Genomic DNA, 24,544 nt, shown 5'->3' on the forward strand with positions numbered 1-24,544 from the left:
CTTATGGTGAAAATTGATTCAATCACAGTCGATATTATTGAAAACGCACTCAAGAATATAAAAGAAGAAATGGATGTGACTTTATTCCGTTCCGCCATGTCTCCGGTCATTCGGGAACAACATGACTGTTTTCCGATGATCACCGACCCAGAAGGCAAAATGGTGGTTGGAAACTTTGGCTCCCATGTACCAGAAGTTGTCAATCAATTTGAGGAAGGAATCCATGAGGGCGATGTGATTTTCGTCAGTGACCCTTATAGTACAGGTGGTTCGATTTCTCATATCAATGACTGGATGATCATTCTGCCGATTTTTCATCAGAATGAAATTGTTGGCTATTCCTCGATGTTTGGTCATGTGATGGATGTCGGCGGACCGGTGCCTTCCAGTATGCCGGTTACGGCCACAACAATCTTTGGAGAAGGAGTCCGCTTTCCACCAGTAAAGCTATACGATAAAGGGGTTTTGAATGAATCCATCATTAAAATCATGAAAGCAAACACAAGAACTCCATTAGAAAACTATAGTGATTTAATGGCTCTCGTCGCTTCCTGCCGAACAGCTGAAAAGCGTGTGAAAGAATTATGTGAACGCTTTGGAACCGAGAAATATTTGAGTGCTTTAAATGCATTACTAGAACGGACCAATGTCATGATGCGTCAGTTAATCCAGAACTTCTTGCCAACGGAACCTGTATCCTTTGAGGACTATATTGATGATGACGGTTTAGGAAATGGTCCATTTAAAATGAAGCTGACGGTTTGGCGCGAAGGAGATAATGCGTATTTTGACTGGGGTGGAACCGATAAGCAAGCGCCAGGACCCATCAACTACTATTTGAGTGAGCCGATGTTTAAGATGTTCATTGGATCGTTCTTGATTTCCGTTTTTGACCCAGCGATTAACTTTAATGATGGTTTCTATGAAGTGCTTCATATTAAAACACCAGAAGGCTCGCTAATGCGACCGAAAGCACCGGCCGCATTAGGTTGCCGTACGCATGCCTTGAGTCGACTATTTGATGTATTGAGCGGGGCGCTCTCGATCAATACACCGGAAAATAGTCCAGCAGCAGGGTATGGAACGAGCCCGTATTTTATCTATTCTGGGTATGACGATGAAGGGCGTTATTTTAACTTAATGGAAGTCATGTACGGAGGATTGCCTGGTCGACCGATTGGCGACGGGATTGACGGACATTCCTGGTGGCCAGCGTTTGTCAATATCCCGACAGAGTACTTAGAAACGTATTATCCATTATTAGTAAATTCGTATAAAACAGGGACCGATTCTGGTGGAGCTGGCTTGAATCGTGGCGGGAATTGCAATGAGAAATTATATACCATTCTGGCAGAAGGAACCGTTTCCATTCACGATGACCGCTCGATTATCCAACCATGGGGCATTAACGGTGGAGAACCAGGTTCTTCCTCATCTAAAATGTTGATTAAAAAGGATGGAACACGTATTCCGCTTCCATCAAAAGTTGATAACGTAGAGGTAGAAAAAGGAGACCAAATTCTCTTTATCACAGGAGGAAGTGGGGGATGGGGCGATCCACTTGAAAGAGAGGTAGAAAGAGTACGCTTAGATGTGGCTCGTGGACTTGTGAGCGTCGAGAAAGCCGCACAATCTTATGGCGTTCTTTTTACCGATCATCTTGAAGTAGATCAAGCCAAGACCGAAGAAACTCGAGCAAAAATGAAGCTTGAGCGAGGAAAGCTAGAGTCCTTTAACTTTGGAAACCGTGAAAAAGTAGTTCAGTAAATAAAAAGAAAAATAGGCACTCATGGTTATATGAACCATGGGTGTCTATTTTTCTGTTGATTGATTTCATACGCTGATTTGTACATTTAGCTTTTTATGTTTAGGCAGTATAGAACCAACCTCCTTCCCGCATGATGTAAAGTACAGTTTTTACTTTAAGCAATTTGCACGAGGAACACGAAGAAATAAAGTCTGCATGACGTTTTGGGTTTTTGATTTCGGCAAATAAATGATGATCCAGTAATTCGCGAAAACGAAAACGTCCATGATTACGTGTAACAAGCTGTGGAACAAGAATAAGGGGGGCGCACCGTTTCCAATTGGGGTAGCCCTGTGGACTTTTAGGTATGATGGATATTCAAATCCAATTGTCATAGATAATATAGTTGTGGTCAAAATACTACTAGTGAATTTAACCGTGAAGAAAGAATGTGGATGAGCGTTTTGCGACTATAAAGGTGTTAGAACAGGTGTACATAAGAAGGGGAATGAGCGGAAATATAGAGGGGATTTTTTGAGTAGAGATGATTGGGATGATTCCTGATGATGAGTTTGTGGACTTGCTAAATATCTGGATGAACCGGTAATAAGATTTCGCCAGATTACCAAAGATCATATCCAAACTGTCGGGTCGATTGTGACTGCAGTAGCCATCTTTCACATAGGGATGGCTTAAGGATTATGGTTTGCCAAAGCACAAACGGTACAAAAATAAATAGAAGTAAGATAGAGAATACGTTCAACGTTGAACCAAATACCGCTGCCAAACATGATTTATAAAATCGAAGCGCAATGACATGACTGTTAGAGAAATTAGTGAAGGAGTAAACAAAAGATACGTTGATTAAATAGTTTATATATTTGATTAAACTACCAGATTGGATTGGAGAAAGGAAACGACCATGCATAAGGGTGACAAAGTATTAATTACAAAAGCCGGAAAATATTATCATTACATGGATGATGATTGTCCAACAACATCAAGGATTTTATCAGGGAGAACTGCTGCAACGAAGATTCTAGAAACAGAAGCCAAAAGAAGAGGGTACACACTTTGTCGGCACTGTGCAAAAGAATATGCAGAAGATTTGGCTGAAAGGAAAGGGTGCGGTACAGCTGCAATATTATTCCTAACTGCAGGAATCAGCGCGTTTAGCGCATGGGTTTTTTATTAGGGTTGATTGGAAATGCAAATCGTATATGAAAGATCATTAGTTTATTTGGCATAATCAATTTTGTCTCTGGTTAAGCCAGCTTTCTAAATTATAAATATGATCATTTTAGTAAGAGATTAAAATAGACCTGATTGGGAATAGTGACTGTCTGTCCAACATTGGATTATTAGGTTCCTGTTCTCATTACTTAGTATAGAGTTTACAAAAAAATAATTGATAAATTTGGTCATAAGAAGTTAGGTGACACGAGAACAACAACCATGAAGTACAAGGTTCGTCCCTATGCTTCCACAGCTGATCTTGATACACCCATTTATCGTTCCAAATTATGGTATAATTGTATGGTGAAATATCGTACACATAATGAAATGGTAAAAGAAGTTTCACGCAAAAAAATAGAGTGGATTTCTTCTGGTGCTGTCATTAAACGATTAACGAATATTGAAATTGATAGGGAGTTATAAAGATGAACATATATGTGGATGCCGATGCCTGTCCTGTTAAAGATATTATTATTTCAGAAGCTGCAAATGTAGGAATTCCAGTCATTCTTGTGACCAGTTTCTCTCACTATTCCAATGCGGAACAACCATCAGGAGTAGAAACAATCTATGTGGATTCCGGAGCAGAAGCAGCTGACTATCGGATTATGGGCTTAGCAAAAACAGGCGATTTACTTGTGACGCAAGATTATGGCCTTGCTTCACTAGCGTTAGCGAGAGGTTGCATCGTACTCCATCATAAAGGCTATCGCTACACGAATGAGAACATAGATGAATTGTTACAGTCACGATATTTAAGTGCGATGGCTCGCAAAAGTGGAAAACGGACAAAAGGACCCAAGCCCTTTACAGAAGAGGATCGAGAAAAGTTTAGAGAACTCTTTAGAATGACGATTTCACATTGATACATAAGGAGTGAAAATCAAATGAAATTAGTTCTTAGTAGAAAAGGATTTGATTCTGGCAGTGGTGGATGTTTTTCTCCATATGATCACGATTCAGGGAAATACATATGGATTCCAATACCGGAAAAGGTAAGAAGTTATTCCAATCATATCAGGTATTCGGACATCAAACTTAGAAACGAATACATTAGTGGTCTAAAAGGATCCAACCTAAGTGAGGTCTATAAAAATGTAAAAGGGTCCCATTACGTAAATTTACGGAAAAAGGAGTACGCTGCCATCGATGATCATGAATTATTTGCTCACTTTGATCCAATGTTAGGGATTCCACCTTGGATGGTAGAAAGTCAAAACTGTAAAGTAGGCAAAGGTTTTGGTCAGTATAATGCTTCACCTATACTCGGAAACCACAATGTACATGAAGGATCTATCTTTTTATTTTTTGGAGGATTTCAGTCAACATCGAATAAAAAAATATCTGGGCATTATATTTACGGTTGGTTAAAAGTTAAGAAGAGAATAGAAACGTATAAGGAATGTACAGAAATACTTGAACAATATGACCTACATCATCATCCCCACATCACCGAAGCCGCATTTAATAGAAACCAGAAGAATTATATTTTCTTACCTGACGAATGGTTATTTGAGGATTTAGGGGTCCCAGGCTGTGGTTATTTTACTACATTAAATAACAATTTATTACTCTCAAATAATAAAACATCTAATAAAGCCACTTGGAAACTGCCAATCTTTTTTTATCAAAATCTTTCACAAGTTCACCAAAAGACATGGAATAACACACACGATGGCTACTGTACAGTAAAAACAGGGATTGGGCAGGAGTTCGTTACAGAGCTGTCGGAAAAAGTAGAAGAATGGTTACGGGAGCTATTCTTGAAAAACGAAAAGAATATTTACCGTCATGTAACGCCTGATAAAGATAGGCGGGTGAAAGGTTTGGACTTTCGAGAATATTTAACACAGAAGCATATTCTGAGAAAGGGGGAAAAGGAATTACAGCCTGTTTCCGTTCAGCAATATGTCAATAGACTAAAAAGCATGCGTCGCCGCGGCATATATAAAGAAGAAAATCGGATTGATCCATCATTGATGGGGAAAATCCAAGCACAGTATAAGGATTGGAAAACATATGTGAAGACCATTGAGCACTACTTAAATTATCAACGATACATCAATCGTTGAATCATACAATAAGGGAGCGTGGGGATGTACGTTGTGCTTCTTTTTATGTTAATTGTCATTTCATTTTCCGTGGTGTGAATTGCTAGGGGTTTTTCATGATTAGAGAGACAATAGAAAGTCGAGCGAATCACGAAAGGACGTTATGGCTTAAGTGCATGCCTGGTGTTTCTTTAAATTCCATGATTACCTACTGTAAAGGGACGGTGAGTACAATAATGAAATTTAAACGGAAGAAGATGGTAAGTCCCTAGACTTCGGGAAGAAGCAACATTTTTTGGAGTTAAGATGACAAAAGATACGTTTGCTAAAGGAGTCTCCAAAGTAATTCCTATTGCGAGCAGTTGTATCTGCTAGTTAAACATTTCGTCAATGAGGAGAATGGGAAACCATTTTAGAAATACATTGTATGAGGGTATTTTCTTTTAAAATTTACAACTTGTGGAATATAGAAATGTATAGACTCTCTTATCTATGATTATCGAATGTATTCAATTAAGAAATAATAGAGGTCTGTCACTCAGTCAGTCAGGTATCTTTCCTGCACCGAGGACAGGCTCTTTTTGGGCAGGTGGAACACAAATCTTAAGCCAAAAGGGCTCTAGAATCATAATCTCAATCCAAATTCCCTAATCTCTTTTTTCAAATGTTAATGACAACGCTACAAACGCCTTTATTCAACAGATTCGAAGAAGGCTATCTATTTTGGAAAGACCATTGACCACCGCCTGTGGCGATGGAAAAAGTTATATCTATTCAAAATTCAATCCAAAGTATGCTCAGATGGCGATCACTATCCTTCGAACGTATTACAATTTATGTTTCCCTTTTAAATCAAACGGAACAAGGGAGACTCCGGCGCAACGATTGGGGATAACAGATAAAATTTTTGATTTGAAAGAAATAATCTATCTAAGGTAGATCGCTAATAATTAGCGATGTTTTTTTTGAATGAATACCTTGCATTATTATGTATTACATTTTATAGTATGGTTAGGAGGCGGTTTATTTGGAAATAAACAAAGAGGTTTTAAAAGGTCATATTGATACCATCATTCTCTCCATGTTAAGGGATGAGGATATGTACGGATATGAAATTGCCAAGTTTGTTCGAGAAAAGAGCGAAGAACAATTCGAATTGAAAGAAGGAACACTTTATTTATCATTAAAGCGCCTAGAGAAAAATATGTGGATAGAGTCCTATTGGGGAGATGAGCAAGGACCAGGAGGAAGGCGGAAATATTATCGATTAACTCCATCGGGTGAAGAGGGATTTGAACAAAAGCGCAAAGAATGGGAATTTGTAAAAAATATGATTGATTCGTTTCTTGAAAGGGGAGAAAATAATTGAGACAAGTGGAAGAGTACGTAAACAAGGTTTATCGGAGTGCGAAAGGCAACAAAGATGAAATCCAAGATTTAAAAAGTGAAATGAAAAGTCATTTACTCGAATCTGTTCACGAATTAGTATCCGAGGGAAAAACTGAAGAGGAAGCTATTGAAATCGCTATTGAAAGATTTGGTAAAGAGAATGAACTCCGATCACTGATAAATCAGGTATTTCACACACAAAAAACATTTGGAAAAAGACTATTAAATGCTGGATTAGGTATTTTTGTTCTTTCTTTAATCATCTTTATTATTACAATAATCCCAATCAATGATATTCACAAAGAACAAACGGCTATTGTTAACGATATTTTTGAAATTATTCCGACAGATGGACAGTTGTCTGAAGCAAATAAAATTGAGATAGAAGGAATTTTGGAGGATGCGAAATTTTCTGTTGGGACTGTAGTAGTTAAAAACTATTCAAATGGAGATGAGATCATATATGAATACACAACGTACGATAACCCTCTTATGAGTAAATTATACAGTTCTTATTTCACAGGTTCAGGACTGCATGGTGTATTTATTGAATCTAAGGATTATTCATTTTTAGGATTATTGGTGTTGTTAGTCGGTGGAACAACCTTTGCGCTGTTTGCTATGTTATGGGCAATAATTAAAGCATACAATAGACAAAAAACTAAGCTACTTAACTAAACACGTTAAATATGGATTTAAATATTTCATCAAAAACGCTCAGATTTTTCTCTGAGCATTTTTGCTTGCTATTTAATATGCTGATTCATTGCTGAATTCCATGCTAATAAGTTTGCGAATTCTATGTTATTAGCATTTATCTCCTCACCAACCGAACCCGTTAGTATATTACCCATGTCTCTTTTTGTTTTTTCTAAATCTCATCTGGTGAAATGATTCTAAATTTTAATTCTGAATTCGAATCTAAAACACCGATTACAACTTGATTATCTTCGGTCAATGTTATGTATCTAAAATACTCACCACCAGAAAGCAAAACATCAGAGTCATTTGCCGCTTTTTCCAATTTCGCAAAGACATCTTCTGTGTACTCAAGGCGAAAACCATAGTCCAATCCTTCGAATGAACTTCCTATCCAGGATAATAATAATTTTTTCAGTGAGAGTTTTTCAATTTCTGTTAAATGTTTCTTAAAGCGTAACTTATCTACTGTAACGGTTTTCATCTTCCATCACTCCTCCATGAGTATCAATTGTATACATTGTAGTCTGGACCATCAATATTATTCCCGTGTCAATTTATTTACATTTTAGTTACTTTACTTGAGATTTGATTTTAAAAATTGGCAATTTACAAACGGGTGCGATGCTTCAATAAAGAAGGATCACTTTTCTTATTAGAGTAACTGGCAGTTTAATTTAATTCGTGTTTATCTACTTATATGATTAGTACTAAGTTATAGAAGTAAGTGACACCAGGTCGAGTTTTGAAAATAAGTGTTGCATTAGATATTATCGAACGTGAAAGTGAAGGAGCTACTTATGAAGATCTTCAGGATATGATAAGTGGTCAATCAAATTGCAGATCTATCTATGATGGAAAACTTTTGAAGCAGGTATTGCATGGGGAGGACAAGTAATGGGTCTTATCAATGATATTCCAACGGTTCAGGAGTTAATTGATAAAATGATTCATTCAGTTGAAAAAGGATTGAGTCGTGTCGATAATTTTATTGGAGAACGAATACATAGATAATTGTAAACAATAATGATTCATATTATCTAAAAGGCGAACAGTGACAGGCACTGTTCGCTATGTTGTCACTGTAAATCATACTAATAAAAAAAGTATTTTACACTGGATTATATCGTATGGTTTAATTATGTTATTCCGAATATTAAAATAAATAGGAGAGTCTCTTTATTAACATCGGAATAAATATTGAATCCTTGTTAGATGAAATCCTTAAAGTAGGATAAAAAGTGGTTGAATATAAAGAGAATCGATTTAAGAAAAAAATGCATCTTCTTTTGATTCTATATTTGAGAAGTGATATTAAATTATCACATAAGGAAAGTTACTAGATTTAGAAAAAAGTTTAAAGAATACTATCAAATTTACAATACGATGATAAAGATCCTGTTGGTTCCAGTGAATGTATTGGAGAGAACCATTTTAATTGGATGGGAGGATAAATAATGAATAAGGTAGTAAACCCTCAAAAAGTAGCACAGGGAATTTATCAGATAGAGATACCGACTCCATTTCCTGTTGGACCAGTAAACGTCTATCTTCTTGAAGGAGATTGCCTAACACTTGTTGATGTGGGACCGCTCACAGAGGAGGCATGGCAAACATTGTCTCAGGGACTTAAGGAAATCGGATATGAGATCACCGATATACAGCAAATTGTGTTGACTCATCATCACGTCGATCATTTCGGGTTGTTGGAACGTGTTCGAAAGGTTTCCGGAGCTCGAACGTATGCTCATCCGATGGCGGTTCCTTATGTAGAATTAAACGGGAAATTCTTGTCTTATCATTCTCGTTTTTTCTTTGAGCTTTATACCGAATGTGGTGTTCCAGAGGAGTCTCTAACAGTGATTGATAAATTCCATAATAGGACGATGACGAAATTTTGTGAGAAAAGCCAAATAGATGAATGCTTAAAGCATGAACAAACCCTTCCGAATATGCCTGAATGGCAAATACTCTATACACCTGGGCACGCACAAAGCCAAATTTCTTTATACAGAGAGAGTGATCGTGTGATGATTGCGGGGGACCATATCATCGAGCATATCTCATCAAATGCGTTTATTGAACCTCCTCAGAACCAGTCCGGAAGTCGTCCGCTTACCCTTATTCAGTATCGTACCGCTTTGGAAATGTGCGCGGACAAAGAGATTGAGATCATTTTTTCAGGTCACGGTGTCCCTGTAACCAACCATCGTGAGAAGATTTTGGAGAGACTCCAGAAAAATTGGCTTAGGACAGACAAGCTGCGAAGCTTTTTGAAAGATGGGGAAAAGACAGCTTACGAACTGACGACATTACTATTTCCCAACGCCTATAAAAAAGAGCTTGCGCTTACTTTGTCAGAGACATTGGGGCACATTGATTTGCTGCGAATTCTTCATCAAATTGAAGTTAAGAGAAGGAATGGAGTTTTGTATTATTCCTTGTAATTTTTAATCTAGATTGCTCGAAACGAATGAATCTCAATCGTCTGATATTAGAATAAAAATTTTCCCAAAAAGATAGCCAAACATCGCATATGGATGATTGGCTTTTTTTGTGTGGACCCAGGGAGCTAGTTAAGTAAAGGTATAGCGGAATATGTTCCAACCGTTGTAGTATTCCTTCATTCCAAATTTATGGTACTTCATTGCTATTCTTTAGTTATTTGGAACAGATAATAAAAATGGGTGAAACAATAGTGTTTCATCCTTTTTTAATGAAAAAAAAACTAAGTTAAGAGTTTTAAAACAAAAATAGTTTGAATATTCATAAAATGATGAATAAAAAACGTACAACCTCATAGTCTAAGTAAAAAGCATATCACATAATATCTCAATTTAAAGATTAATTTATGGATTGGAGAGAGTTCATTTGAATCAATTCGAAGAGAAATCAATGAATCATTATATTGATGAGCTAGTCAATCGAAAGGAAAAGGCAAAGCTAGGAGGAGGAGAAGATAAAATTTCGCGTCAGCACGAAAGCGGATATTTAACAGGTAGGGAACGGATCAATAAACTTGTTGACGCAGATTCGTTTATTGAGTTTGGTTTGCTCGCCCATTCAGATCAGCCTGGAGCTGAGGAAAAAAGTGCGGGTGATGGAATCATTACTGGTTTAGCAAAGGTCGATGGGAGACCTGTAGTTGTACAAGCTGCAGATAAGACTGTTTTTGCTGGGACGGAAGGGATGGTCTATTTTCGTAAAACTAGAGCCCTTCATGATTATGCGTTAAAACGTGGATTGCCTATGCTCAACTTAAAAGAAGGTGGAGGTCTGCGAATGCCAGATGGGATGGGTGCAGATAAATTCAGCCAAATGCTGTTTTGGGACGAGCTTCTTTTACATAATCGGCGAGTGCCTATGATCACGTCCATTCTAGGGGATAGTTTTGGAGGTCCAACATGGGTAGCGGCAACCTCGGATTTTGTGAACCAATTAAAAGGGACAACCATGGCTGTTGCCGGACCAAGGATGTTAGAAGTTGCAACCGGAGAAAGAGTGAGCAATGAAGAACTTGGTGGTTGGAAAATACATGCTAATTATACTGGGCAAGTAGACAGTTTCACAGAAAGTGAAGATGAAAGTATTAAGGAGTTAAAACAGTTCTTAGGATATATGCCTTCAAATGCAAATGAGCTCCCTCCTTATAAGGAAACGGATGACAACCCATATCGAAGATTAGATAGAATCGTAGATATTGTACCGACTAGAAGAACTCGTGCCTATAATATGAAAAAAGTCATTCAGGAAATCGTTGATGATGGTCTATTTATGGAACTAAAAGCCCTATATGGGGAAGCACTTATTACTGCATTAGCTAGGATAAATGGAAGAGTAGTGGGGATTATCGCAAATCAGCCAATGAAATTTGCTGGGGCTGCGGGAGCAAAGGAATGTGAGAAGGCAACAGATTTTATTTGTTTATGTGACTCCTACAATATCCCATTAATCTTTTTACATGATATACCAGGATTCAGAGTTTCTTCAGAAGCTGAAAAAGTAAAAATGCCCACTAAAATTATGATGTGGAATCAGGCCTTAGCCCAGTCAACTGTACCGAAAATCTCCGTTGTTATTCGAAAAAGTATTGGTGCAGCATATGCGAATATGGGAGGCCCTACAATGGGGGCAGATTTTGTTGTTGCTTGGCCAACAGCTGAAATAAACTTTACAGGGCCAGAGGTTGGAGTCAATGTGGTTTACGGTCGGCAATTACAACATTCGAAGAATCCAAAAGAGGATCGCAGAAAACTATTGGAGTTATGGGGCTTTGATAGTTCACCTTATGTAGCAGCGGGTAAACATTTAATCGACGATGTGATTGACCCACGAGATACCAGAAAGTTTCTTTCACAAACTTTAGAATTCTCTTGTGGAAACGGAGTCATTGGTGAACACAGACTTTCTAATTGGCCGACAGGGTTTTAATACCTATTTTAAAATACTAGGACTTAGCCAAAGGAGGTGATAGAATGCTATCTTTCGAGAAAAATAAATGGGAAGCCTATGTGGGCTTTTCCCAAAACGAAGCACTGAAGGTATTGGAAAAAGCCTTGGATGAAAATGGCGTTGAATATAACCTTACAAAAGGGAAACCAAATGTAATGTACGACTCAAAAAATGACCAATTCATCATAAAAACAGATGATATGTGTATTGCGCTAATTTACGTTTCCGCCGACCCGATTACGAGATTGTTTGCAAATTTAATCGGGACAGGGGATAGGTTAGGTGGTATCACATTAATCTCTATTAAATATGCAAATAAAACCCAATTAATACCAATATTGAATTCGTTTGTTAAACATTCAACCAACCATCCATGGAAAATAAATGCTCACCCGCGGTTCCAATTTGCAGTCTTATTGCAATTAATAAATAAATTCAAATGGAAAAAAGTTACTATGGATTGAGAAAAAATGATATAAGCTACTAATTATTAATGGGAGGTAAAAATGCAAGAGAATAATTGGTTTCCATTACCACGGCGGGATGGTCTATTTATCTTAGGGTTGCTTTTGTATACAGTCATTTTCTTTTCTCCTTGGACCTATAATGTCATGATTTTGAATATCTCGTTGCTAGCCTGGGGTGCTTATTTGCTTTGTATACTCGCCCCATTAACCGGAATCATGCTCGCTTTAAAAGATAAGGAAGCAAATCTAGAGACGAATATAGAGGGAGGAGAGTCTTAAATATGCGAATAACTGAAACAGTTATTATGATTATATATTTGTTGTTCTGTATCCTCCTTGGTGTTTTGTCTCAGAGACGAATTTCGTCATCAAATCAAGGAATAGATGAATATTACGCTGCCGGTAGGAATATCGGGACAGGAATGAACTCTTTAGCTATGTTGGCTGCACTAGGTAGTGGCGGGTCTTTTATGGCTATTGTTGGAACTGCATGGAATTTAGGCATTCCTTTCATTGGCTGGATGGTAGTAGGATCATGTGTTGGCTTCCCTCTAGCTAGTATTCTAGTAGCAAGGCAATTAAGAAACTCTAAAAAAATAACTGTCTCAGAATTTATTGAGGATCGTTACAAAGGTAGCAATTTCCTCAAGATTGCTGTACCCATTATTATCATTATAGGTTCCGGAATGTATCTGATGTCCCAAATGAAGGCAGGAGGTTTAATGACCTCTTATGTAACGGGGCTGAATTACGAGTGGGGTTTAGTCATTATTAGTATCGTTTTCTTCCTGTATGTTTCAATGGGTGGGATGTTAGCGGTTACATGGACAAATATTCTCCAAGGTCTATTACTATCGCTTCTTACAATTTTACTTGTAGTTGCAGGGATCATTAACTTGCCGATTGGCTGGGGTGAATTCTTAAAGAGCGCAACCGAGCAAAATGCTGCATTAGGTATTGCAGGTGGAACGGTTCCTATCGCAGGCTATATTGGTGCATTTTTAACTTGGGCAACAGCGGTATGTGTAACACCACATTTAATTATGCGAGTATTTACTGCCTCCACAATTAAATCAGCTAAATTGTCTCTTAATATTAGTATGTTGATTTTTGGGCTTCTAATGGCATCAACAATCTTTGTTATCGTTCCTTATGTACCTACTTTAGGTGAGACGGTACTTCAAAGTAATCCTTCTGATATGTGGATGTTATTGATTGCCGAAAACTTTTTCGGTCCATTACTAATGGGAATCATTGCAGCTGGCGTGCTAGCAGCAGTTATGTCCTCAACAGATGCTTTGCTTTTAGCGATAAGCAGTTCTGTGGCCTATGATTTATACAAAGGAGTTGTAAAACCAGATGCAACTCGCACCCAAATTCTGAAAGTTTCTGGAATAGCTACATGGATTATAGGTATTTTTGTCATGATCCTTACCCTTAATCCTCCTCCGTTTCTAATTGTTCTATATACAGCAGCTGTTGGCTTTATGGTTTCCTCATTCTTTAGCCCAATCGTGTTAGGGATTTGGTGGAAACGGACAAATAATATTGGGGCAATCGCTGGTTTAATCTCAGGCTCCGTTTCTTTCATGATCGCCTTTTTGTTTTTCGACTTACCATATAACTCCGAAATCCTTATCGGACTTCCAATCTCTTTACTTGTTACGATTGTTGTTTCGTCGTTGACAGAAAAGCCTTCTAAGGAAGTTATTTCTAGAATGGAATCTTATCATCGGTAAGGAATCCATCAATACAACAATGTATTATTTTGGAGAAGTTATTATCACGTTCTAATAGAAGGGAGTAGGATTATGAAAGAAAAAGATTATCTAAATCAGCTTAATAGCTTATGGAATAAAAATTGGCCAGCTAATCTACCTAAAGAAGCTAATTATCCCTTTGGAGAAAAATTGATTACCGAGTATTTAAGTGAATGGGCAGAAATTCATCCAAATAAAACCTGTTTAATATGGTATGGACATGAAATAACGTACAAACAATTAGATGATTTAAGTAGTAAATTTGCTTCGTATTTAGCTGAAAAAGGACTACAAAAGGGAGATCGAGTCGCTGTATTTCTTCCGACTAGTCCTCAATTTCATATAGTATTTTGTGGAATTTTAAAATTAGGATGTATACATGTCCCTGTAAACCCGATGTTTAAAGAGCAGGAATTATTATATGAACTAAATGATACGAGTGCCAAATTGATTGTTACAACGGTGGATTTATATCCGTTGGTTGAAAAGGTGAGGAAGAAAACTAGTTTACAAGAAGTCATTTCAACTAGGATTGAAGACTTTCTTCCAGACAATCCTACAATACCGGTTCATCCATCACTACTCACTAAAAATGAAAAAATTTTAGAAGTACCGGATTTAATGAAGATTTTGGATCAACAAAGTACAATTTATCCTAAATATGAAATAAGCCTAGATGATGTTGCTGCCTTAAATTATACAGGCGGTACCACTGGAGTACCTAAGGGGTGTGAACATACACAACGTCATATGGTTTATACCTGTGCAACAGTGTCTACTTTTACAAACCAATATCAATCAGAGGATATCGTTTTAGCCTATCTACCATCCTTTTGGATTGCTGGCCAAGGTGTATGTGTGCTAATGCCAATATTCACTGGAGTAACTCATATCATCCTTGGACGTTGGGATGCAGAGGCGGTATTACAGGCAATCGAAAAATATAAAGTCACACATACTGGCGGAATACTAGATAACTTTGTAGAGTTAATGAACCGAGAAGATATTGAAGAGTATGATTTAAGTTCAATTAGAGACATTTCTGTAGCTTCCTTTGTAAAGAAAATGAACATAGATTATCGAAAAAAATGGAAAGAACTATCAGGAAGCACAATGAGAGAAATGGCCTACGGAATGACAGAAACGTGTACATTTGATACTTTTACGACTGGTTTACAAGAAAATGATCTTGATTTAAAGGGTCAGCCAGTCTTTGTTGGAATACCAATGCCAGGGACAGAAATGAAGATTGTTGATTTTGAATCTGGGAAACTGGTTCCATTAGGTAGTGAGGGAGAGATTGTCATTCGAACCCCATCTTTGCTCACCTCCTATTGGAATAAACCAGAAGAAACAGAGAAGGCTCTCCGAAATGGTTGGCTTCACACTGGAGATGTTGGTTTAATTGATGAAGATGGATTTGTTCACTTTTTAGGACGCAGAAAAGAAATGCTCAAAGTAAAAGGAATGAGTGTATCACCACCAGAAATTGAATCGATATTAAGTCGGCACCCGGCAGTAATCGGTTGTGGAGTGATTGGGAAAGAACATGAGGAAAAAGGTGAAATTCCAGTTGCCTTTGTGCAACTGAACCCAGATTACCAAAGTGCTCCAAGTAAAGATGACCTACAAAATTGGTGTAAAGAGCAAATGGCCGTGTATAAGGTTCCAGTAGTAATCATCATTGAAGAACTTCCTTTAACGGCAACTGGGAAGGTTAAAAAAGAGGAATTGAAGAAACTGTTATATAAAATGATTTAATATTAGTACCTCAAAAAAATTTGAACGCAAAGTATGAACGGGACAGGGGTATCTTTGTCCCGTTTTCTCTGTTTATTCTTATTACACTTGAATTTATGCTTAATGAAAAAAAGGGCATGTTATATATTGAATAGTTTTTAGAATCAATTACAAAAAGGGATAATCATGGGGGACAAAATGGAAGAAGAATTGCAGGTTCTAGAGGATTTTTTAATCGATATTGAATTGCTGGATCAATTAGAATCACGTATATCTGAGTTTAATGTTTTTGAAACACTTGGAATCTTTCAGACTGAGATCCGTCATAGTAACGTACTCTCTTGGTTAATTAAACCCTTGGAAAACCACGGTTTGAGCGAAACTTTTCTTAGAAAATTGATGCAACAGATTTTTATAGGCAACCGAAATTATATGAAGCAAATTGGGGTCTCTATGTTAGAGGTAACGACTATGGATCTAACTGATGTACAGGTTATGCGTGAATGGAAAAACATAGATATAACTATCGTTTCTGAAGAGAATAACATGGTTTTGGTAATTGAAAATAAGGTTCTTAGTAAGGAGTCCAAACATCAACTTAAAAAGTATTTAAATATTATAACAACGGAATATCCAAATTACCGCAAAATATTTGTCTACCTAACACCGGAAGGGGATATCCCTTCCGATCAGGAAAACTGGTTGATTTTCAGCTACCATCAAGTACTCGATATTCTTATTAAAGCAAAGGACTTGAGAAAAGACTTTATTAATGAAAGAGTCGAACAATTTCTAGACCAGTATATCGAAATCTTGAGGAGGTATTTTATGGGGGATAACGAGTTAGAAAAAATATGTCGTGAAATCTATTTTAAACATCAGAAGGCATTGGATTTAATTTTTGAATATAAACCTGATTTAGATTTAGAAATAAGTAAGTATATCGAAGATTTGATTGAGTCGAATAGAAAATTCAGCCTGGATACTAGTTCGAAAACATATGTAAGATTTATCTCGAAAAATATAGATGAACTGATTCCAAGGCAGGGTCAAGGATGGACTAAAACAAAGAGGATATTGCTTTGGGAGTTTCAAAATCGTAATGATAAATTGTCTCTTAAGTTAATCATTGGTCCTGGTGAACAAGAAATAAGAGAGAAACTCTATAAAATAAGCGAAAAACATCCATCGTTGTTTAAATCTAGAATGTCTACCCTTTCCGGTTTATATACACAGATATATTCAACGGAAATACTCCCCAAAAATTTCCTTAATGACCAGGATGACCTTGAGGTAATTAAAAATAAAATAAATCAAAAGTTGGAAAAACTCTTCGTTGGAGATCTTAAACAAATAGAAGATGTATTAGTGCAGGAATATAATAACTGATTTAAAGTTGCTTTTGATATAAATTTGTTCAATGCCTAACTTAGTACATGTTTATTTTTGCCCTCACGTGAAGCGTTCAGAAAACCTCTGAACGTTTTTTTGGGATTTAAGTATTAAGTTGTCCCTTGAGTTAATATTGCATTTCCAGTAATTAATAGTCCGTATTTGTTGTACTGACAACTTATATATATTAATATAATGTAATAGATTGGTAATTTTATAGGGATGTTAGCATAGGAGTAAGTAGCTAACATATGACAATGATCTCCAGCTGCAACGAGGGATGAACAACTTCATTCCTTATGTGCACTAATAGGGGGATCTTCTTGAAAGCGTATTATTTATCTTATAAGAGCACGCAAACAGCAGTGTACGAATGTTGCTGTACCATAAAAAATAAAACAGAGGGTGATATCTCGGATCCAAGATATCGAAGAAGAATCTTTGGGGTTAGTCCCAACCCACTCCAAAAAGCAGTAAAAACCAAAAGTAATTTTACATTTTAGAGGAATAGATGAGGTGTATAGAATGACGGCAGTTACCACCAAAACAAGTCCATGGAAATTCTCTCCGATACCGAATATCGAAGAATCCAATTTTAATAAAATCTTAGAGCGTTTCTATGGATTAGGCGTGCAAGGTTTAACAAAGGAAAACATTCAGAACTCATTGGATGGTCGGTTACCTAATAGCACGGCACCTGTGATTGTGAAAATAGAAACCGGTACGATCAATCGTAAGGACATTCCTGGCATTGATCATGTCATTGACCGAATTAAGTGTCTCGAAGGTAGGAATAGTTACACAAAGGAAACCATTGGGCATATGCTTAAAAGGGTCAATCAAGATGAAGTACGGTATATCTCGTTTGAAGATATTAATACAAAGGGATTGACCGGTGCAAAAAATGGTCAAAGTCATTCCAAAAAGGATACATGGGGAATTTATGCCTATAACAAAGGTGTCCACTTTGAAGAAAGTGACTCAAAGATCGAAACATCGCGTGGAGGCTCGCATGGTGTTGGGAAGATCGCATCAAACGCTGCATCCGATCTTCATCTGATGTATTTTGCAAACTGTGATGAGCAGGGAGATCAGCATTTAGGTGGGACGGTTCAATTAATTGAACATTTATATGAAGATCAATGCTACCGCTCAACAGGTTATTTTGCAGATTTAAAAGAAGAAAACAATACATCCAAGTTCTATCCATATGAAAATGATTTCCACTCTGTTTTTGAAAAGAAAACTAGAGGATTGAAAATCATTATTCCTTATTTGCGTTCTGAGTTTGATAGCGAAGAAGAAATCATTAAAACAGTTTGTGATAGTTTCTTCATCTCTATTTTAGATGGTCGATTAGAAGTTCAAATCAATGATCATGTCATTAATGCAGATACGATTGAAAGCTATCTTACAAACAGCCAATACTATAATCAAGAAATTTCCGAAATGAAAAAGGTGTTTACACCACTTTATGTTAAAACGTATAAAAACCAAAAGCCACGAGAAATCATCGTGTCAAATGGTGAAAGAGATTACCAATTTAAGCTTTATTTTAAATATGATGAAGCGATCGTAAAAGGTCGTGTGGCCATTGTTCGGACGATCGGGATGAAAATTGAAGATTTTGCGGTGAAATCCAATGCGACGAAACCATTTAATGCCGTTTTAATTGGCGGGTTAGAGGAAGATGGTTATTTAAAATCATTAGAGAATGAGTCACATACGAAGATTTCTGCTGAAGATATTAAAGATCCGATCTTAAAACGCCAAGCTACTCGGTTCATCAATAACCTTTCAAAGGAAATTGCTAAAATCATTGATGAAGAAATGAAGAAAAATAACCCAACAGATGGGGTAATGGATACAAAAGATCTTCTCTATATTATCGAAACAGAATTCAAGCAAGATTTATCGAATGCTTATGGCGCAGTGAAGATTAATCAAGGCAAGAAAGTAGTAAAAACAACGGACGTGACTACTAAAAAGAATACAAAGAAAAAAGGAGACAAAAAGGGCAGTGTCGAGCCAAAAAGTACAGGAATTAAACGGACACGTCGAAATAACCCAACTGGAACGGCAGATGAGTTGCAGGAATCAGGGACGGAAATCTACAGCGTCAGCCCAAATTTAGTTAAGCGTTTAATCTTAAACAATCATGAATTAATTCAATTCAACTTTAAGGATATTCCTGAAATGAAAAAGAAGACTTCTTGTCATCTTTCCTTCAACTTAATTGATGGTATGGGTGAAGAATATAAGGATGAGTTTAAATTAAAGGAAAACTATGCACATGCCTTTGATCAGCATTCCGGTTCTAGCTGCCTCATCGACGATGAAAAAATTAAAGATGTCTCGATTCGAGATGGCATTGTTAAATTAAAACTCGACTTAAAACCGAACTATAATCGTGCTTTAAAATTTGTTTACTATGTAGAGGTGTAACATGATCTATAAAAAAGATGCCAATTTTCCTTATCCTGTGTTAACCAATACATCCACTAGCTATGAAGATCCTTCATTTTTGCTGGATGTCTCTTTAGAGGAAAATACAAATGATTATCGTTTTCTCATAAATTACGAAGTGAGCTCTCCTTTTATAAATAAACTTATTGCAACTGGAGATGCGCAAGCCATTCTTATTATCCAGTCAAAGGATAATAAGTTTTATAAGCTGGATCCGAATCAAACTGCGATTGAAGTGCCGAAGAAAAGAGTTTCTTTAAATAAACGTACGTCCATTCAATTGCATATTCAGTCAAACACAGAAATCCATTTTGGTGAAAATCAAGATTTAACGAGCTTCTATGATGAATTTAAAAACGAAATTACCGTCCCAAATCATGCATTACTAGGCTACTCAAACATTGTTGTATTTGAGGGAAGCATTCAAAATCCATTGGTATTGTTTGAAAAGAAATTAGATGAACAATTAACTTCTGATATTCGAATCGAACTTGGTGTCGAAACGATTATTATTCATTATCGTAAAGAAGATTATCAATTTACTGGGGTACGTTCTAGTCAGGCCTTCAATAATCCGTATATATATGCTGGCCTTCGTACAGCCTTGCAACGCTTTATCCACGAGTATAGTGAGCAGGGGGAGGATTATGTGGATTTAACCCAAATCACACAACCTGAAAACTTACTTGACTTTAAATTATATCAATTGATGACGAAGAAAATGGTGCAAGAAGTTTCGGTTGATAACATTGATGAGGTCATCTCTTTAATCTCGGATAAGATTATTGAAAAATATGCTGGGGCAGTTAAGGAGCTTATTAATAATGGAAATTAGATTATTAAAAAAGGGCTATAAAAACAATGAACAATTTTATCAGGATTTCTTAGAAGATAAGATTAATAGCAACGAAGAGTATTTTACGAATGATATCGTCACCATTCCAGAGGCACCGGATTTCCCGATTTATATGGGACGTGGTTCTGAAGAAGAGAAGAAGCAAGCTTTTCAACAAGCATTTGAAGTGATCGCTTCTTCTTATATCCAAACAGATCGGGATCTTCATCTAGAAGAGATCTTTTGGCACTCTTTACTGGTAACGAAAAAGCGGGAATATATCCTTGAAAATTACCCAGTCGTGAAAACAGACATGAAACAATTCGAAAACATTGTGATTAAGAAGTTTGACTGGGAAAATTATATTTATAAATGTGTTCTTGCAGCTGAATACATCGAGGATTTAATAGAAGACCCTAAAGAAAAAAAGCACTATTACCAACTTGTATTGGAAAACCTAGATATCTATAACTATATTATTAAATACGCGATTTTCCGTAACGCTGAGTTTTTGGTTAAGATATTAACAATTATTGATGAGTTAAATATATCCAGTATAATGAAGGAAAAAATCAAGGATCGACCGGATTTAGGGAAAGATGAACGTTACGGCAGACGAGTTATTTTTGAACTGAACAAAAAATATCCAGTTGTCATGTCCCCCTTGTTAGATAAAGAATCATTAAAACAGGAAGTAATACAGGCATTAGGTTATTATTATGATGTTTCAACTATAATGGAGGGGGTTACCGTTTAATTTGTTATTTATTATCATTGTAAACAAAGTCAGCTCTTTCTAAACTGTTCCCTTGTAAAGGTCAATTTTTAACAAGCTAGCAGCTAGATGATTTCTGGCATTGATAGGGGGTATCTTTGTTATACGGCAGTTGCAATTAAGCAAAAAACAACTAAATCATCTGAAGTCTTAATAACAGGTTTAATTAGGATTAACAGATTCCCAAGTAAAGGAAGGAATTTATAATGATTTATACAATTGATAGAGTACAATATTCAAGGCTACAGAATAAATACTATGTATTTGAATTTTTAGAAATCCAGGAAATAAACAATCTTCTTAATCATAATGGAAGAACTGTTAAATTCCAAGATTCAATGTGGTTTAGAGGATTTTGGATTGAATTATATAAAATGGTAAAGGAACCCGTAAAGGAAAAATTAGAATTCCTACAAAATTGGGATACGAATGCAACCAGAATTTTTGTGCTTTATCAAAAAGGTATTAATACTTTTATCAAAATTGAAATTGAGCCTGGTCGATATAATTGTGACGTTGGAACTTTTAATGACTTGCAACAATGGTTTAGAGCTTTGAATAATATCGACGGTGATAGTTATTCAAAGGGATTAGGTGTTTCTAGGGATTTGAATGTAGATAAATACGTCAATGGTTTACTTTGTCAATTATACAATGATGCCCAATTTGCTGATGATAACGGTTTGGAGCTTACAAAAGCTCTTCTAAATGGGGATTCAACAAAGGCTATAGACTTTGATTTATTTCAATACATACCATCAACAAAAGAGGTTATAATTTATGAATTTTTAAAGAGAGAAAGTCCTTATATAGATAATATAAGTGCTCATCCAATGAGGTATAGTTGGACAGGGAAAATCAAAGATAATAAGCAAAAGTATATTTCTTTTTGGAAGGCCAAACAGTATCTTAACGCAAGATTGTTTTTAATAAGTTATAGTGATAATTACAATGAGAAGGTTTCCATTATGGAAGTGATGTCACTTGATGAAAATAGTGGATTCGTTGAGGAAAATAAATATGTTATGAGTCAGAATGTTTTTTTAGGATGGTTAAAAGATATGAACAATTATCAAAAAGGTCATAATGATTATTTTTCCGACTTTAAATATATAAAATATGACAATGCATTTTTTGAAAAGTATCACTCAAATAAGTTTGATTACAATAAGCAATATGGCAAGGAGTTTAGACGTTAGGGGGAATAGGATACATGCCTGGTACATGGAGTATTAGCACAACTATTAGAAATCCTGAAAGAAATGTTCCATTTTTAAAGGCTCTTTCTAAATTTGAAGGTCAAGTGTTTGATGAAAGAGTACAAAGGAATTTCTTTAAAGAACTAATTAAATTGAAAGCATATAAACCCACTGGAATTTCAAAGTATTTCAAGGACAAATATGAAGAACCAGAAGAGTTTACTTATGAGGAAGTAGAAGAAATTTTCAGCCAAGTTCATTACTCCAACGAGCAATATGACGATGATCAAGAAGAGATTTATGCAATGAGAGGAAGAACAGCAGTTGGAAATTTAAACAAAATGGGCCTCGTAATTGCAAGGAAATCAATGGGGTCTGTTGCAATATCAAATTTAGGAAAGGAAGTAATGTCTGGTAACGCGGACCTTTCAAATGTTTTCCTACGTTATTGCCTAAAGTGGCAATTACCTAATTTGGCAGAAAAAGGTTACAAGGGATTCAATATAATCCCTTTTATTGCTACATTACACGTTATTCATAAAATAAATAGAGAGTGGAAGCGGTTGGGGAAAAAGCCAGTAGGTATTTCAAAGGTGGAATTTGCCCTTTTCTTAATTACTTTGATTGATTATCGTAATATAAATAAAAAGGTTAAAGAAATTATTAAATTTCGTCTGGTTTGCCAAGCTTTAGATAAAAATGAAAGACATAAATATGTTGATATGTGTTTTGTTGAAACTGCAATAGAGGTTTTTAATTTAAGCCCTTCTAATGAGAAGGTAATTACCAAGAAGGTAAATAATCTTTTTGATTATGCGGATTCTGCCATTAGGTATTATCGCCAAACAAAAATGCTCATTTATAGAGGAAATGGCAGGTACGTTGATTTAGCTCCTACTCGTATTGTGGAAATAAGAAGTATCTTACAAAATTTTGATGGTGGGGCTATTGAATTTGATGGTATTGAAGACTATTTAGATTATGTTGCGGATATTAACCAACCTGTATTGCCTTGGGAGAATGTGGAAGATTTGCAATCTGTCTATGAAAATCTGCTTGATCAGGCTAATAACTTACAAAAGGAAATTGAAAGTCAATTTAGAGGTCAAGAATTACATCATTTTGTTTTGATTCAACAAGAATTAAATTCCATCACCGAATACAATGTTGAAATCTCTCGTCTTAGAGAAGTAATAAGAACACTTCAAAATGACCTTTCAATACTAAAAGAAAGAAGTCTTCAAAATATAGACTCCTATATCGAAAAATTAATGGAGCTTGCTAACCGAAGAAGAAGCGTTTCTGGTCAAGATCCATTGAACTTAGAATGGTATGTAGCCATGTCATTAATGGCTTTAGACGATGCTAAAGAAATAGCACCCAATTATGCGGTAGGGGATGATAATATACCACTATTTACTGCCCCTGGTGGTACAGCAGATATAGAGTGCTACTATAATGCGTTTAATATGATCTGTGAGGTTACTTTACTAAAGGGTAGAGATCAATGGTATAATGAAGGTCAACCCGTAATGCGTCATTTAAGGGATTTTGAGGAGAAAGTTCTAGACCGTTCAAATGAAAATTATTGTTTGTTCATAGCACCAAATATCCATAGGGATACGTTAAATACATTTTGGATGAGTGTTAAATTAGGTTATGAGGGGCAAATCCAGAAAATAATTCCTCTTACCATAGAACAGTACGTAAAGGTTCTCGAAGTGGTAAAAGTGCTTAATTATCAAGGGAAAAGGGTAAATCATGTTGAAATAAAACAACTATTCGATTTAATCTTTGAGAGTCACAAACAAGCAGGTAACGTTTCAACAGTTTGGCTTGAAAATATTGATGTATTGATTCAACAATGGGGCAATTCTCTGTCAGCATAAGAATTCCTATAAATAAATGTGATAAAAAGGACTGATGGTATATGTTTTATTTACCGATTCAGTCCTTTTGTTATGGAAACGCTTAGCAATATTTAAAACGGCATTATCACAAAATGCACATATTTTTTCGTGATATAAGGGTTAATCAAGTACATTCCTAATTAAAGTGATAAGTTGATTTAAAGAAAGTAAGTAAAAGAGCCTTCTTCAATAAGAGGCTCTTGTTTATTAACCGTAGTTATTTATAAATCAAGAAATGCATCTTCAATTATATCTTGAATATGCAAATGAGGGTACTTATGACTACAAAGGTTGTTGAATCTTTAATAAATGTCATCGTTAATTTTAAAGTCTTTGTTACATAGATAGATATATATATATACTTTCAACAAGTATCAAAGTAGTAGAGTATTGCGTTTAAATAATTCTTCTTATCGATTAATGTTA

General features: G+C 35.9%; 20 protein-coding genes and 1 pseudogene. 20 read left to right on the top strand and 1 reads right to left on the bottom strand.

The genetic code is table 11. The features are described 5' to 3' along the window. Positions 1 to 3 precede the first annotated feature (3 nt). From M3182_RS04385 to M3182_RS04420, 8 genes and pseudogenes are all read left to right on the top strand, one after another. Positions 4 to 1,767: a hydantoinase B/oxoprolinase family protein gene (locus M3182_RS04385; protein ID WP_251556908.1), complete on the top strand. Its 1,764-nt coding sequence runs from the start codon at positions 4 to 6 to the stop codon at positions 1,765 to 1,767. Positions 1,768 to 2,669: 902 nt separating this feature from the next. Then, a complete protein-coding gene (locus tag M3182_RS04390; RefSeq protein ID WP_251556910.1) occupies positions 2,670 to 2,942 on the top strand; it encodes a hypothetical protein in 273 nt (90 codons plus the stop codon). A gap of 260 nt (positions 2,943 to 3,202) precedes the next feature. Beyond that, positions 3,203 to 3,406, top strand: a complete 204-nt coding sequence (locus M3182_RS04395) for a hypothetical protein (RefSeq protein ID WP_251556912.1) — start codon at positions 3,203 to 3,205, stop codon at positions 3,404 to 3,406. A gap of 2 nt (positions 3,407 to 3,408) precedes the next feature. After that, positions 3,409 to 3,849: a YaiI/YqxD family protein gene (locus M3182_RS04400; protein WP_251556919.1), complete on the top strand. Its 441-nt coding sequence runs from the start codon at positions 3,409 to 3,411 to the stop codon at positions 3,847 to 3,849. Between the two features lie 21 nt (positions 3,850 to 3,870). Continuing rightward, positions 3,871 to 5,055 carry an Nmad3 family putative nucleotide modification protein gene (locus tag M3182_RS04405; protein WP_251556922.1) on the top strand — a complete coding sequence of 395 codons (1,185 nt, stop codon included), beginning with the start codon at positions 3,871 to 3,873 and terminating at the stop codon, positions 5,053 to 5,055. Between the two features lie 642 nt (positions 5,056 to 5,697). Next, positions 5,698 to 5,973 (top strand): annotated as a pseudogene (locus M3182_RS04410) (insertion element protein); the annotation flags it as partial. A gap of 88 nt (positions 5,974 to 6,061) precedes the next feature. Next, positions 6,062 to 6,403, top strand: coding sequence for a PadR family transcriptional regulator (locus M3182_RS04415; protein WP_251556923.1), 342 nt, complete (start codon positions 6,062 to 6,064; stop codon positions 6,401 to 6,403). Positions 6,404 to 6,408: 5 nt separating this feature from the next. Further along, complete coding sequence (locus tag M3182_RS04420; protein ID WP_251557106.1) at positions 6,409 to 7,101, top strand: permease prefix domain 1-containing protein; 693 nt, start codon at positions 6,409 to 6,411, stop codon at positions 7,099 to 7,101. 193 nt (positions 7,102 to 7,294) lie between these two features. Here the strand turns inward: M3182_RS04420 and M3182_RS04425 are convergent, their stop codons facing one another. Further along, entirely contained in the window at positions 7,295 to 7,606 is a 312-nt protein-coding gene (locus tag M3182_RS04425; protein ID WP_251556925.1) for a hypothetical protein, read from the bottom strand. 973 nt (positions 7,607 to 8,579) lie between these two features. Between M3182_RS04425 and M3182_RS04430 the strand changes: the two genes are divergently transcribed. The 12 genes from M3182_RS04430 to M3182_RS04485 all read left to right on the top strand — a co-directional run bounded on the left by M3182_RS04430 (position 8,580) and on the right by M3182_RS04485 (position 24,097). Further along, positions 8,580 to 9,569, top strand: a complete 990-nt coding sequence (locus M3182_RS04430) for an MBL fold metallo-hydrolase (protein WP_251556932.1) — start codon at positions 8,580 to 8,582, stop codon at positions 9,567 to 9,569. 448 nt (positions 9,570 to 10,017) lie between these two features. After that, positions 10,018 to 11,553: an acyl-CoA carboxylase subunit beta gene (locus M3182_RS04435; protein WP_251557109.1), complete on the top strand. Its 1,536-nt coding sequence runs from the start codon at positions 10,018 to 10,020 to the stop codon at positions 11,551 to 11,553. Positions 11,554 to 11,597: 44 nt separating this feature from the next. Continuing rightward, complete coding sequence (locus M3182_RS04440; RefSeq protein ID WP_251556940.1) at positions 11,598 to 12,038, top strand: hypothetical protein; 441 nt, start codon at positions 11,598 to 11,600, stop codon at positions 12,036 to 12,038. 42 nt (positions 12,039 to 12,080) lie between these two features. Further along, entirely contained in the window at positions 12,081 to 12,320 is a 240-nt protein-coding gene (locus M3182_RS04445; RefSeq protein ID WP_251556942.1) for a hypothetical protein, read from the top strand. Positions 12,321 to 12,322: 2 nt separating this feature from the next. Further along, on the top strand, positions 12,323 to 13,780 hold the full coding sequence (locus tag M3182_RS04450; protein ID WP_251556944.1) for a sodium:solute symporter family protein: 1,458 nt from the start codon (positions 12,323 to 12,325) through the stop codon (positions 13,778 to 13,780). A gap of 72 nt (positions 13,781 to 13,852) precedes the next feature. Then, positions 13,853 to 15,562, top strand: coding sequence for an AMP-binding protein (locus tag M3182_RS04455; RefSeq protein ID WP_251556946.1), 1,710 nt, complete (start codon positions 13,853 to 13,855; stop codon positions 15,560 to 15,562). 177 nt (positions 15,563 to 15,739) lie between these two features. Continuing rightward, positions 15,740 to 16,930, top strand: coding sequence for a PDDEXK-like family protein (locus M3182_RS04460; RefSeq protein ID WP_251556948.1), 1,191 nt, complete (start codon positions 15,740 to 15,742; stop codon positions 16,928 to 16,930). Positions 16,931 to 17,458: 528 nt separating this feature from the next. Beyond that, complete coding sequence (locus tag M3182_RS04465; RefSeq protein ID WP_251556949.1) at positions 17,459 to 19,378, top strand: hypothetical protein; 1,920 nt, start codon at positions 17,459 to 17,461, stop codon at positions 19,376 to 19,378. Position 19,379: 1 nt separating this feature from the next. After that, entirely contained in the window at positions 19,380 to 20,234 is an 855-nt protein-coding gene (locus M3182_RS04470; protein ID WP_251556951.1) for a hypothetical protein, read from the top strand. Beyond that, on the top strand, positions 20,224 to 20,991 hold the full coding sequence (locus M3182_RS04475; RefSeq protein WP_251556953.1) for a hypothetical protein: 768 nt from the start codon (positions 20,224 to 20,226) through the stop codon (positions 20,989 to 20,991). The genes M3182_RS04470 and M3182_RS04475 overlap by 11 nt, the downstream gene beginning before the upstream one ends. Before the next feature lie 224 nt (positions 20,992 to 21,215). After that, a complete protein-coding gene (locus M3182_RS04480; protein ID WP_251556955.1) occupies positions 21,216 to 22,208 on the top strand; it encodes a hypothetical protein in 993 nt (330 codons plus the stop codon). A gap of 14 nt (positions 22,209 to 22,222) precedes the next feature. Beyond that, the gene (locus M3182_RS04485; RefSeq protein WP_251556957.1) at positions 22,223 to 24,097 is read left to right on the top strand and encodes an AlwI family type II restriction endonuclease; all 1,875 of its coding nucleotides are present in this window, start codon (positions 22,223 to 22,225) and stop codon (positions 24,095 to 24,097) included. Positions 24,098 to 24,544: the final 447 nt, after the last annotated feature.

Source organism: Mesobacillus maritimus, from assembly GCF_023715205.1.
GTDB classification, from domain to species: Bacteria; Bacillota; Bacilli; order Bacillales; family Cytobacillaceae; genus Mesobacillus_B; species Mesobacillus_B maritimus_C.

What these genes read in the sequence shown, in the direction of transcription:
- M3182_RS04480 (WP_251556955.1), top strand. Translation starts at nt 21,216, where the DNA reads ATGATTTATACAATTGATAGAGTACAATATTCAAGGCTACAGAATAAA.
- M3182_RS04485 (WP_251556957.1), top strand. Translation starts at nt 22,223, where the DNA reads ATGCCTGGTACATGGAGTATTAGCACAACTATTAGAAATCCTGAAAGA.
- M3182_RS04425 (WP_251556925.1), bottom strand. Translation starts at nt 7,606, where the DNA reads ATGAAAACCGTTACAGTAGATAAGTTACGCTTTAAGAAACATTTAACA.
- M3182_RS04435 (WP_251557109.1), top strand. Translation starts at nt 10,018, where the DNA reads ATGAATCATTATATTGATGAGCTAGTCAATCGAAAGGAAAAGGCAAAG.
- M3182_RS04460 (WP_251556948.1), top strand. Translation starts at nt 15,740, where the DNA reads ATGGAAGAAGAATTGCAGGTTCTAGAGGATTTTTTAATCGATATTGAA.
- M3182_RS04430 (WP_251556932.1), top strand. Translation starts at nt 8,580, where the DNA reads ATGAATAAGGTAGTAAACCCTCAAAAAGTAGCACAGGGAATTTATCAG.
- M3182_RS04390 (WP_251556910.1), top strand. Translation starts at nt 2,670, where the DNA reads ATGCATAAGGGTGACAAAGTATTAATTACAAAAGCCGGAAAATATTAT.
- M3182_RS04400 (WP_251556919.1), top strand. Translation starts at nt 3,409, where the DNA reads ATGAACATATATGTGGATGCCGATGCCTGTCCTGTTAAAGATATTATT.
- M3182_RS04455 (WP_251556946.1), top strand. Translation starts at nt 13,853, where the DNA reads ATGAAAGAAAAAGATTATCTAAATCAGCTTAATAGCTTATGGAATAAA.
- M3182_RS04405 (WP_251556922.1), top strand. Translation starts at nt 3,871, where the DNA reads ATGAAATTAGTTCTTAGTAGAAAAGGATTTGATTCTGGCAGTGGTGGA.
- M3182_RS04445 (WP_251556942.1), top strand. Translation starts at nt 12,081, where the DNA reads ATGCAAGAGAATAATTGGTTTCCATTACCACGGCGGGATGGTCTATTT.
- M3182_RS04465 (WP_251556949.1), top strand. Translation starts at nt 17,459, where the DNA reads ATGACGGCAGTTACCACCAAAACAAGTCCATGGAAATTCTCTCCGATA.
- M3182_RS04440 (WP_251556940.1), top strand. Translation starts at nt 11,598, where the DNA reads ATGCTATCTTTCGAGAAAAATAAATGGGAAGCCTATGTGGGCTTTTCC.
- M3182_RS04475 (WP_251556953.1), top strand. Translation starts at nt 20,224, where the DNA reads ATGGAAATTAGATTATTAAAAAAGGGCTATAAAAACAATGAACAATTT.
- M3182_RS04395 (WP_251556912.1), top strand. Translation starts at nt 3,203, where the DNA reads ATGAAGTACAAGGTTCGTCCCTATGCTTCCACAGCTGATCTTGATACA.
- M3182_RS04385 (WP_251556908.1), top strand. Translation starts at nt 4, where the DNA reads ATGGTGAAAATTGATTCAATCACAGTCGATATTATTGAAAACGCACTC.
- M3182_RS04450 (WP_251556944.1), top strand. Translation starts at nt 12,323, where the DNA reads ATGCGAATAACTGAAACAGTTATTATGATTATATATTTGTTGTTCTGT.
- M3182_RS04470 (WP_251556951.1), top strand. Translation starts at nt 19,380, where the DNA reads ATGATCTATAAAAAAGATGCCAATTTTCCTTATCCTGTGTTAACCAAT.